Origin of the sequence: Ligilactobacillus pobuzihii E100301 = KCTC 13174 (assembly GCF_000349725.1) — a bacterium.
Classification (GTDB): Bacteria; Bacillota; Bacilli; order Lactobacillales; family Lactobacillaceae; genus Ligilactobacillus; species Ligilactobacillus pobuzihii.
The window spans coordinates 1-9,916 of sequence record NZ_KB714705.1 but is presented as its reverse complement, the minus strand read 5'-3'; the positions used below and the strand labels follow the sequence as shown (position 1 = coordinate 9,916).

Annotated in this window: 13 protein-coding genes; 2 read left to right on the top strand and 11 right to left on the bottom strand. The window is 36.2% G+C overall.

Annotated elements, in window-relative coordinates:
* Positions 1-334: CvfD/Ygs/GSP13 family RNA-binding post-transcriptional regulator (locus tag LACPOB_RS12670; protein ID WP_040533244.1), on the bottom strand; the 334-nt coding region annotated here is incomplete at its 3' end.
* 39 nt (positions 335-373) lie between these two features.
* Positions 374-955 (bottom strand): peptidylprolyl isomerase, encoded by a 582-nt coding sequence (locus LACPOB_RS0111265; protein WP_017868923.1) that lies wholly within the window; start codon positions 953-955, stop codon positions 374-376.
* A gap of 207 nt (positions 956-1,162) precedes the next feature.
* Between LACPOB_RS0111265 and LACPOB_RS0111260 the strand changes: the two genes are divergently transcribed.
* Both LACPOB_RS0111260 and LACPOB_RS0111255 read left to right on the top strand, forming a co-directional pair.
* Positions 1,163-2,167, top strand: coding sequence for an NAD(P)/FAD-dependent oxidoreductase (locus LACPOB_RS0111260; protein WP_017868922.1), 1,005 nt, complete (start codon positions 1,163-1,165; stop codon positions 2,165-2,167).
* Positions 2,168-2,253: 86 nt separating this feature from the next.
* Complete coding sequence (locus tag LACPOB_RS0111255) at positions 2,254-2,913, top strand: VTT domain-containing protein (RefSeq protein ID WP_017868921.1); 660 nt, start codon at positions 2,254-2,256, stop codon at positions 2,911-2,913.
* A gap of 214 nt (positions 2,914-3,127) precedes the next feature.
* Here LACPOB_RS0111255 and LACPOB_RS0111250 read toward each other — a convergent pair whose 3' ends face one another.
* From LACPOB_RS0111250 to LACPOB_RS0111210, 9 genes are all read right to left on the bottom strand, one after another.
* Positions 3,128-3,769, bottom strand: a complete 642-nt coding sequence (locus LACPOB_RS0111250; protein ID WP_017868920.1) for a TIGR01906 family membrane protein — start codon at positions 3,767-3,769, stop codon at positions 3,128-3,130.
* The gene (locus LACPOB_RS0111245; RefSeq protein WP_017868919.1) at positions 3,759-4,541 is read right to left on the bottom strand and encodes a TIGR01457 family HAD-type hydrolase; all 783 of its coding nucleotides are present in this window, start codon (positions 4,539-4,541) and stop codon (positions 3,759-3,761) included. The genes LACPOB_RS0111250 and LACPOB_RS0111245 overlap by 11 nt, the downstream gene beginning before the upstream one ends.
* 66 nt (positions 4,542-4,607) lie before the next feature.
* Complete coding sequence (locus LACPOB_RS0111240; RefSeq protein ID WP_017868918.1) at positions 4,608-5,225, bottom strand: YutD family protein; 618 nt, start codon at positions 5,223-5,225, stop codon at positions 4,608-4,610.
* Between the two features lie 36 nt (positions 5,226-5,261).
* Positions 5,262-6,647, bottom strand: a complete 1,386-nt coding sequence (locus tag LACPOB_RS0111235) for a bifunctional metallophosphatase/5'-nucleotidase (protein WP_017868917.1) — start codon at positions 6,645-6,647, stop codon at positions 5,262-5,264.
* Positions 6,648-6,658: 11 nt separating this feature from the next.
* Complete coding sequence (locus tag LACPOB_RS0111230) at positions 6,659-7,267, bottom strand: metallophosphoesterase (RefSeq protein WP_017868916.1); 609 nt, start codon at positions 7,265-7,267, stop codon at positions 6,659-6,661.
* A 148-nt stretch (positions 7,268-7,415) separates the two neighbouring features.
* Positions 7,416-8,447, bottom strand: a complete 1,032-nt coding sequence (locus tag LACPOB_RS0111225) for a class I SAM-dependent methyltransferase (protein WP_017868915.1) — start codon at positions 8,445-8,447, stop codon at positions 7,416-7,418.
* A 121-nt stretch (positions 8,448-8,568) separates the two neighbouring features.
* Positions 8,569-8,913 carry a hypothetical protein gene (locus LACPOB_RS0111220; protein WP_081607074.1) on the bottom strand — a complete coding sequence of 115 codons (345 nt, stop codon included), beginning with the start codon at positions 8,911-8,913 and terminating at the stop codon, positions 8,569-8,571.
* Complete coding sequence (locus LACPOB_RS0111215) at positions 8,867-9,337, bottom strand: competence type IV pilus minor pilin ComGF (protein ID WP_017868913.1); 471 nt, start codon at positions 9,335-9,337, stop codon at positions 8,867-8,869. The genes LACPOB_RS0111220 and LACPOB_RS0111215 overlap by 47 nt, the downstream gene beginning before the upstream one ends.
* The gene (locus LACPOB_RS0111210) at positions 9,300-9,566 is read right to left on the bottom strand and encodes a hypothetical protein (RefSeq protein ID WP_017868912.1); all 267 of its coding nucleotides are present in this window, start codon (positions 9,564-9,566) and stop codon (positions 9,300-9,302) included. The genes LACPOB_RS0111215 and LACPOB_RS0111210 overlap by 38 nt, the downstream gene beginning before the upstream one ends.
* Between the last annotated feature and the right edge of the window lie 350 nt (positions 9,567-9,916).

Genomic DNA, 9,916 nt, shown 5'->3' with positions numbered 1-9,916 from the left:
GGATCGGCTTGAAGCCGGTAGAAACATTACGATTCGTCCAATACCTTTTATGTTGAAACCGAGCCCGTTTACGCGAGTGAGAAAAATCAAAAGGCTTTTCCAAACAACGAATAGAAAGAGAAATCTTGCCTGTATACAAGTCAATATCAATTATCATCACAGAGACCTCTTCCCCTACATGTAAAAATTTAGAAACATCATCAACAAAACCATGATGACATTCCGAAATATGGATCAAGCCTTGCGTATGCTCATCTAAAGCCACGAAAGCCCCATATGGCTGAATACCAGTAACACGCCCATCGATCACCTGACCAATACGATATTCTGACATAGTATCTACCCTCCATTCTATTAAAAAAATAATAAAGCGTTATTCGATAACAACACTTTCAATTTTAATGTCCTTAACTGGTTTATCTTGTGGATCAGTGTGAACAGTTGCCATCTGATCAACAACATCAAGCCCTTGTATAACTTGTCCAAAGACAGTATGACGATGATCTAACCAAGGAGTTCCCCCATTTTGATACATATCGATCACTTCTTTAGGATAATTTGCAGCTTTCATCTGTTCAACCAAATCAGCAGGGATCTGTGTACTTTGCACAATAAAAAATTGACTGCCATTTGTATTGGGACCTGCATTCGCCATAGATAAAGCACCACGAATATTGAATAGATCTAATGAAAACTCATCTTCAAATGGGGCTCCATAAATACTTTCACCACCCATACCAGTACCAGTAGGATCGCCACCTTGAATCATAAATTCAGGAATGACACGGTGAAAGATAGTACCATCATAATAATGGTCTTGGGCCAAACTAACAAAGTTCTTAACAGTCTTAGGTGCTTGGCTCGGAAAAAGTTGTACTGTTATTTCACCCATTGATGTAGTAATTTTTGCTTTTGGTCCTGTAACACTTTCTAAATCAGATTGTGGATAATTCATAATAAACTCCTTAACATTTTTTATACCCTACCAATGATACAAAAAAATCGCTAAATTTACCAATTTATTTTAAGACTTATTAATGCTAGTCTAGAAAATATACGTTTGTTTTAAAATGAGCTTAATGTGGTAAGAATTTACTGGTCGTTCACCTGTAAGATCTCACTCAAACCATGCTTTGCTTATATGAAGGGAGTTTTCATAACAATGACTAACAGTAATGAATACTATGACTTAACAATCATCGGTGGTGGTCCTGTAGGAATGTTCGCTGCTACATATTCTCGAATGCATATGGCAAAAACTCAAATCATCGAAAGTTTGGATGATTTGGGCGGCCAAGTCACAGCTTTATTTCCAGCTAAGACCCTATATGATATTCCAGCTTTTTATAAAATATCTGGAAAAAAACTGATTAAGAATTTAAATGAACAGACTGTTGCCTTTAAGCCAGATATATTTTTAAAAGAAACCGTACAAGCTTTTACTAAGACCGATAAAGGATTTGAGATTCAAACAAATAAACGCACTACTTATAGTAAAGCAATTATCATCGCAGCTGGAATTGGTTCTTTTGAACCACGTAGACTGCGCGTAAGTAGCGCTAAACAATTTGAAGGAAAGCTTCTGCACTACTTTATCTCTGATCCGACCATTTTTAAAGATAAAAACATTGCTATAGCAGGTGGAGGCGACTCAGCCATTGATTGGGCACTAGAATTAGCACCACTGGCAAAATCAGTGACAGTTACCCATCGCAGAGATAAGTTTAGGGCATTAGAAAGTAGTTTAGATGCATTACACCAAATGAAAAATGTCAGTTTCTTAACACCTTATACTATTAAAGATCTGCAAAAAGCCCCGAACGACCAAATAGAACTAACTTTACAAAAGGCTCATGACAAGGAACGAAAAAAAGTAGCCTTCGATAACTTGATCGTAAACTACGGTTTTTCTTCAAGTAACAACATTATTGAATCATGGGGATTAAATATGGAAAGACATACTATCAAAGTCAGTGAAAAACAAGAAACTTCAATACCTGGAGTCTATGCGATCGGTGATGTAGCATATAAAGAAGGTCGTCCTGCCCTAATTGCCTCAGGTATGGGTGAAGCACCAACTGCTGTAAACAATGCCTTACTATACGTTTATCCAGATCGTCGTCAACCTGCCCATAGTACAGAATTAATGCTCAAATATAAGCAATAAGTTTTGCTTAAATACACCAAAACACTTTGAGAGTTAATCAAATAAAAAGTATAATGACTACATTAAAAGCATAAGGAGAAAAGCATTTGGCAACTTTAATTGATTTTATTTTGAACATCGATGACCACTTGGTGACTATCGTTAACAACTTTGGTGACTGGACGTACTTAATTTTATTTCTCATCATCTTCGTAGAAACTGGTGCAGTTATTTTACCATTTCTCCCCGGCGACTCGCTCTTATTTGCGGCAGCTGCTCTGGCAGCGAATCCCGATTATGGTCTTAACATTTGGATATTTGTGGCCTTGTTCTTGGCAGCACCGATTTTAGGTGATAGTACTAACTTCATGATCGGTCATTTTTTAGGTAACAAATTGAAATCAGAAAGCTGGTTTCAAAAGGCGGTCAAACCTGAGTATCTAGAACGAACTGAGAAATTTTTTGAAAAACATGGTGCAATGTCGATCACTTTAGCTCGTTTCATGCCGATCATCCGTACTTTTGCGCCATTTATCGCAGCAGGTACCGGCTTAAAATATAATAGTTTTATCAAGCATAATATTATCGGTGCTGTCGCATGGGTCACGCTTTGTTGTGGGGCCGGTTTCTTCTTTGGCAATATGCCATTCGTTAAGGAACATTTTTCAATGATCATAATCGGTATCATCGTAGTATCTTTAATACCTGCAATTGTCGGATTAGTCAAAGGCAGTTCTTCCAACCAAGGATCCGAAACAAACGATTAAATTAATGACAAAAAAGCTGGGACCTAACTAGTTGTGTAATTCTAAAAAGGCCGACGATCTAAACCATTTACTGGATTAGATCGTCGGCCTTTAAACGTGTCTCTAAAGATTGAAACCTGACTGTAACGACGATTGCGTTATTCTTGTTTTCGCTTCGTTACGGCTCAAAATAACAGGATCGTCATTACAAATCAGCTTCAAAACAGCTTTTGTCTCATTTGCTTTTTCCACTCTTTAAACTTTTCTTACCAACGACTATTAAAGCCAACATACTAATAATAAGCAATACAAAAAATAGTACAAAACAAGCTAGAAAGAAATCGTTTGGTAAAGCATCAATAATGGGATCCTTTGTCGGATCAAATATCCAATCATTGTTCCGAAATAAAATTTTATGAAAAAGCACAAAAAACTGATGGAACGAAATACCCATGATCACTAATAAAAAAACAAAACCAGTCAACATGATCTGTGCTGGCGCAATCAACTTCCACAACATTTGCCTTTTTTTTAGACATCTTAAATAATAAACACTGATCGGTGCTCCGAAAACCAATACACCATAATCTAATAAAAATAATTTTTTGACATCTGCAAAATGTTGTAATCCATTTGAAGAACTGGGTAAAGTCATCTTCAAGTTACTGATCCACGGAAAGTTAAGATAGTTGAGCAAATGTCGATAGTCTTCAACTAACCCTTCTCTAGTTAAATTAACAGTAGCAGCTAGATTTTCATGATCAACGAAATAATAATATAAGGGTCTAAAATTAATAACAAGTGCAATACAAAAAGCAACGATAGTTAAAAATAAAATGACATTAAAAAAAAACTGTCCCTTAATTTTAAACGTCATATACGATCTTCCAGTCATCTAAAGAATCAATTTCATACGTTGGTTTGATCGTCTTTTGCAAAACCTGTTCTTTAGTTGAAACACCTGTATAAACCAGCAGAGTATCCATACCAAAATTGATACCTGCACTAATATCAGTCATATAGTTATCCCCAACCATTACCACTTTATCTTTGGGTAGGCCCATTTGTGCCAAAGCTTTTTCCATGATAATCGTTTCAGGTTTCCCAATATAAGTTGCAGTTTGCTGTGTCGCTCTTTCAACTAATGCGATCAAAGAACCTGCACCAGGTACTAACCCACGCTCATTAGGTAAATTAGTATCCGCATTAGTCCCAATAAAACGCGCTCCATTTTTGATAGCTAAAGTAGCCAACTCAAATTTATGATAAGTAACATCGTAATCAAGTCCCACAACAACATAATCCGGTGATTGCTCATCAAAGACAAAGCCACGTGCTAACAGAGCTTTTTTTAAACCAATTTCGCCGATCGCATAAACTGAACGCTGATTTATATTGAGATCTGCCAAGTAATCTGCAGTAGCTAAAGCAGAAGTAAAAACATTGGTCACAGAAACATGAATATCAAAATTGTCCGCCAGATTTTGAACGACTTTTTCTGGTTCTTGTGTACTGTTATTTGTCACAAATAAAAAAGGAATTTTTTTTGCTTGTAACCTTTCAATAAAATTTTTAGCAGCGGGGATTTTTTCTTTGCCACGATACATCGTACCATCTAGATCGATCATATATCCTTGATAACTTTTCATCAAAACTCTCTCTTTCTTTGTAGCAAAAAATAAAAGATTTCAAGTACAACTATAGTAACAACTTGATTATTTTTGTCGAATGACAAAATGTCTTTTATTAGAATGCTTAGTTTTTTTCGCTTTCTTAGCTGGTTGCTTTCTTTTACGGGTATGAACCGCATACGTTTTTCCAGAAGTATCAGAAGCATTCTTCGTTTTTTTCTTCTTAGAACGACGCTTACGATTTTTATTATTCGAAGCCTTACGTACTTTACTAGGCCGTTCATTACCATAAAGTTCTTTGTCTAACGCAGCACTTGGCTTTTGCTTTTGAACGTCTAAGTTACGTAAAACGAAATATGGGCACCCAAAGTTACAGTATTCAAACAAATAATCTTGCAGTCGATCAATATTTTGCGCAGGAAGCCCCTTCTTACTACCACTTTTATAAAAACCATGCAATCTTAACTGATCAAATCCCATATCCCCAACGACATAATCATATTTGGTTAAGATCTCACTAAAACGTTCTTCTAATTTTTCAATGTCAAAACCGTCATGAAAATTAACTAACAACTCATACGGATGTCCATCGATCGTGAGTTGTGTTTCACCTTGCATTACAACTTTACTAGCATATGCTTTAATTGCTTCAGCTTTCTTTGCTAGCTGAGCTTCCCTTCGTTCTTTTTTTTCATTATTCACTAAAATTCCTCCAAAATTCAAACAAATTCAATTATACTATAATGGAAAATTACGCGCAAAATGCTCGCCTAATGCATCACGCAAAAAACAATCACCAATGTAAGATACATCACCAGCAATTTCTAATGTAGGGAAAAAAGGCCCATAAATAAAATTATCAACCGTTCCGATCGTATAAACTTTTTCTGGATTTAAAACATGTCCGTGCCAAAGCACTTGACCCTCATTTTCATCATATTCAATACCGTCATAGATCAAGTCGCCAAAAACAGTGCCACGAAACCCGTTGCCTTTAACAACAGAGCGACGTAGATGCCTCCTATTTTTCTCCATTTCACGAATCAAACGCCATAAATTGTAACCAGTTAAGTTAACACGGACCATACGCATCGGGTGAGGTAAAAGTTCATGCAATTCATTTTTAGTTAACACCCCAGATCCAACGTCCCCTAGCAATAACCCCGCATTTAAAACAGCACCAGTTGTCTTTGTGACCTCTTCAACGGCTTTCAGTGTTTCTTGCATTAATGGGGAATCCTTAACTTGAGACCCAGGATAAGGCTGTGATAATTTCGCCACTTTTTGCGTATTCAACATATGTTTACCACGCTTAGTATAGCCGCTGATCTCATTTTGATCACCCATTGCTTCTGGCAAATCTTGTGTTGCGATCGTTTGTGCGACCTTACTAATAAGCTGACGCTTTTCAGTTGAAAAAGTTAATGAAACCTGTCCAGTATAACGTCCCCATTTTCCTGCAGCACAGACTAAAGTATTTCCATCAACTTCACCTTTTTCTAATAAGTGATGAGTGTGACTACCCAAAATCACATCAAATTCAGGGTATTTTTCTGAAATATATCTATCCATATCGATACCTAAATGTGACATCAATACTAAAACATCCACCCTTGGACGCAACATTTTTACCATGTCCGGTAAAACCTGATCAACATCTAATGCTTTCCAATCATTCATTGCATATGTCGGCCCAAACGGTGCAGTACACGCCAACAGACCAACTTTAGTATTATTTTTGGTTTTTATTATCTTAGAGATTTTAACCCAAGACGGTCTCTTTTTCGTTCTCAGATCGATCAAATTATCTAAGACAACCGGTGCTTTACTATTTGTATACAAATCCCTTAACTGTTCATGCGAATTACCGATACCCTCGTTGTTACCGATCGTTAACGCATCATACTCAACTGTATTGAGCAACTCAATGTTAAATTTTCCGTCAGTCGCTTCTGTCAATGGATGAACCCGATCCATCGCATCACCTAAATCAACGGTGATCACCGTTTGACCTTGATCTTCAAGCTCTTTTTTTGTCTTTTGCAAATACCTTCTCACCTTTGGCCAATTTTCAAAATGAGAATGAAAGTCATTTGTGTGTAAAATCGTAATTTTTTCATCCATCTTATTTATCCTTATTTCCTTTTTTTAAAATCTATATCTTTTTGTTGTACCATTTCTACCACTTCTTTTTGAGAAAACGGCTGCCCAAAAGGACGTTTTCTCCCTGCTAAATAATCACCTTCGGGAGTGTCGACCCCGACATTGATGTTAGTTGCCGAATTCACAGCATAATGATGAATATGTCCGTGTAAATTAATACTGTTAACTGAAATACCTAACATTAACGGATAATGTGTCAAAAAAAATTGATAATGATCAAATTTTAAAATCAAACCAACGTCATGAAATAAAAATTTTTCTTTTCCTTTCGGGGTACGAAGTTGTTTTTTCTTCAAATACTTCAGCAACGCACGCGGGTCATGGTTTCCTTTAATAAAAACGATCTGCCCATTAAGCGATGCTAAAACATCCAGTACCTGCTGGTAGCCAGTCACGTTTGAAGCGATTTGAGCCACGTCTCCTAAATGATAAACGATATCCTCAAGCCCTACAACAAAATTCCAATTATCTATGATCGTCTGATTCATTTCAGCCACCGTTAAAAAGTCTCGATTCGCAAACTGTTGATCATGTTTCAAATATTCATCAAAAAAATGTGTATCTGCTGTAAAGAAAATCATTTTCTCGCCCCTTGCTGATCTCTTAATCATAATTTTACACTGAAAATGCATACAAAAAAAGATTCTGGTCGCTAATAAAAACCAACTCTGAATGAAAAGAGCTAATAAACAAGCATCCTTTCCTTGTTTATTAGCTCATAATTTTTAATTATTCTGACAAACCTAGCTTTTCATTTGAGATCCACTGGTCGATCTGTGCTAGAAAATCTCTAAATTCTTCTTTATTTTTAAATGATGGAAAATCTCCTAGCAAGACCTGTTGTGCCTGATGAGCACCAGCACCCTTCTTTTGCAACAACAGGACCGATTTTTGTGATTTTTCTGAAGCAAACAATTCAGCTGGTAAGTTTAATAAAGACTGCAGGTAGCCGACTTTTTGAATATACTTTAACAAAAATTGTGCTTCTTGTGATTCAAATAACCCACGTGGTACTACAAAAATTGCAAAGCCTCCAGGTTGCAAAGCCTTAAGGGACTGTTCGATCATCAGATGATGGACATACGAATGACCTGAACTAGCGTGTGTTTCAAATAACTGTACACGATCATCGATTGGATAATAACCAACTGGTAAATCACTGATCACAACGTTAGCGGGTTGTAGCGGCAGCTCTCCCATGGAGTCTTGATGGATAAGGTCAATACTTTGCTGTTCAAATTGAGCAGCAACACTTGCGATCGCAAGCAAAGTATCGTCGTTATCGACCCCTACTCCATGAAGCTGTTGCCACCCATTAGCTTCTAAACGATTCATCACGGTTTCTAACAAGTTTCCAGTACCTACAGCTAAGTCAAGCAACTCCAACTTCTGTGATCGTTTAGTCAGCTTTTCAACTAAATATTCAACCAAGACCCCAATCGAGTCAGGCGTCATTTGATGATTAGCCTGAATCCTTTCTTGCCGATAAGCTTGCAACAAAATAAGTTGAATGATCTGTCGAATTTCTTCTTTGTTAAAATATTTAAAATCGATCTGTTGATAAATGTCTGCCAATTTAGCTACAGTCTCGTCTTGTAGATCACCATTTTCATTATAAACTTTTCCATTCTCCAACAAATCATCTGCCACTTGAAGAAAAGCATCCAGATATGATAGTTCTCTATCTTTTTGAACTAAGTTGATTCCTTTTTCAATTAAATCATAAGTTTTTTTGATGTCCTCTAATCCCAACTTATTCACCTCAATTACCTTCTAATATTTTAGTGTACAGACCAACTCCAACAATTTCAAGTTTTATCGCATAGTCATATAAGCTTTTATTTCAGAAGGCTTACAAATGGGTTTAGTACAATAGAGAAAATCAATTCTTTTTTGAAGTCTGCCATTCTTCCACAAAAAAATCAAAATTTCTCTGATTCTTCAATGTTACAATACATTTCTGTCCTTTCCTTTTGGCTTGACCTAGATTAAATTCAAACTGTTGTCCGTTCTTAATATCATTAGCAATTGCCATGTTTTTCATTGCTTGCGCTTCATTTTGTTGGACAATATTACTATTGCTGACTGCACTACCGTAATAATACATTAATTGTCCCGTCACTAATACTCCTGCCAGTATCAAAAAAGTTAACGCAGAAAATAATAGATCTCCCCGTGTTCTACTTGGCGAGCGGTTTTGTTTCTCGACTAAACGCAATTTTTTCATGATGCCAGACTCCATTCAATTTTAAATCTAGTTTTAAATATGGCTTATCAAAAGAAACTACCCCATCATCCACATTAAATAATAAGGGCATATATCCTTCATTTTTGCCACGCATCACAAGGCGGTGTCCACTGAGCTTTAAAGAATAGTCCATCTTTTTAGTAGGACTATAAAAAACTAATTGCTTTGCTGAGTCATCTTTATATTTCAAGCTCAGCTGAGAAGATTGTAAAATTGCAATTGTCGCAATAATTTGTTGTCGGTCTGTTTGTGTAGATGAATAGATCTCTTTTTGTCGTTCAGTTAAAAAATTACATAGCAAAACAATTGAAATTAAACTGATACTTAAAGCTACGACTGTTTCAATCAAAGTGAATCCTTTGTTCTCATTTTTTAATTTCCAGAGATAACTTTTCCTTATCATTTTTGACCTCGATCATTTGCTTGTGTTTAATCTTTTTTCCATCTAAAAGTAGGTTACTACGGCTGACCAATTTACTCGACAATTCAACTTTTTGGACTAATTTGTCTTCTTGCTGCCGTGCACGCATATCTATAGAACAATACGTAATAATAAAAAGTGAGATCAACCATAAAGTTATCAGAGAACTAGCTAAAATAAAACCTGGCCTAGTTTGTTTTTTCTTGAACACGATATTGCCTCCCAAATCCCAATTCAAAGAAGATATCATAAGTGTGCTCATCTAAGTCAGAAAATAAGCTGATTTTTTGCGGTTGAGTGCCCCCGTCTACGTATAAACGTTCTTCTTTTTTGCCACCATTTTTATGTAAAGATGATGGTAAAGGGAGAGTTTTCTTTCCTCGTTGATCGTTACCACAAACAAACTCGACCGAATCATCCCAGAAGATAACTAAACCTGGTTTCTTTTTTTCACGTGTTTTTATGCTTACAGCACTTTACAACTTTTTCTAAAATTTTGACATAAAAAAGACGGAATCCCCGTCAACTTTGATATGATTTAAGCGACAAAACTAAACACAC

What these genes read in the sequence shown, in the direction of transcription:
- LACPOB_RS0111265 (WP_017868923.1), bottom strand. Translation starts at nt 955, where the DNA reads ATGAATTATCCACAATCTGATTTAGAAAGTGTTACAGGACCAAAAGCA.
- LACPOB_RS0111260 (WP_017868922.1), top strand. Translation starts at nt 1,163, where the DNA reads ATGACTAACAGTAATGAATACTATGACTTAACAATCATCGGTGGTGGT.
- LACPOB_RS0111250 (WP_017868920.1), bottom strand. Translation starts at nt 3,769, where the DNA reads ATGACGTTTAAAATTAAGGGACAGTTTTTTTTTAATGTCATTTTATTT.
- LACPOB_RS0111245 (WP_017868919.1), bottom strand. Translation starts at nt 4,541, where the DNA reads ATGAAAAGTTATCAAGGATATATGATCGATCTAGATGGTACGATGTAT.
- LACPOB_RS0111235 (WP_017868917.1), bottom strand. Translation starts at nt 6,647, where the DNA reads ATGGATGAAAAAATTACGATTTTACACACAAATGACTTTCATTCTCAT.
- LACPOB_RS0111230 (WP_017868916.1), bottom strand. Translation starts at nt 7,267, where the DNA reads ATGATTTTCTTTACAGCAGATACACATTTTTTTGATGAATATTTGAAA.
- LACPOB_RS0111220 (WP_081607074.1), bottom strand. Translation starts at nt 8,913, where the DNA reads ATGAAAAAATTGCGTTTAGTCGAGAAACAAAACCGCTCGCCAAGTAGA.
- LACPOB_RS0111215 (WP_017868913.1), bottom strand. Translation starts at nt 9,337, where the DNA reads ATGATAAGGAAAAGTTATCTCTGGAAATTAAAAAATGAGAACAAAGGA.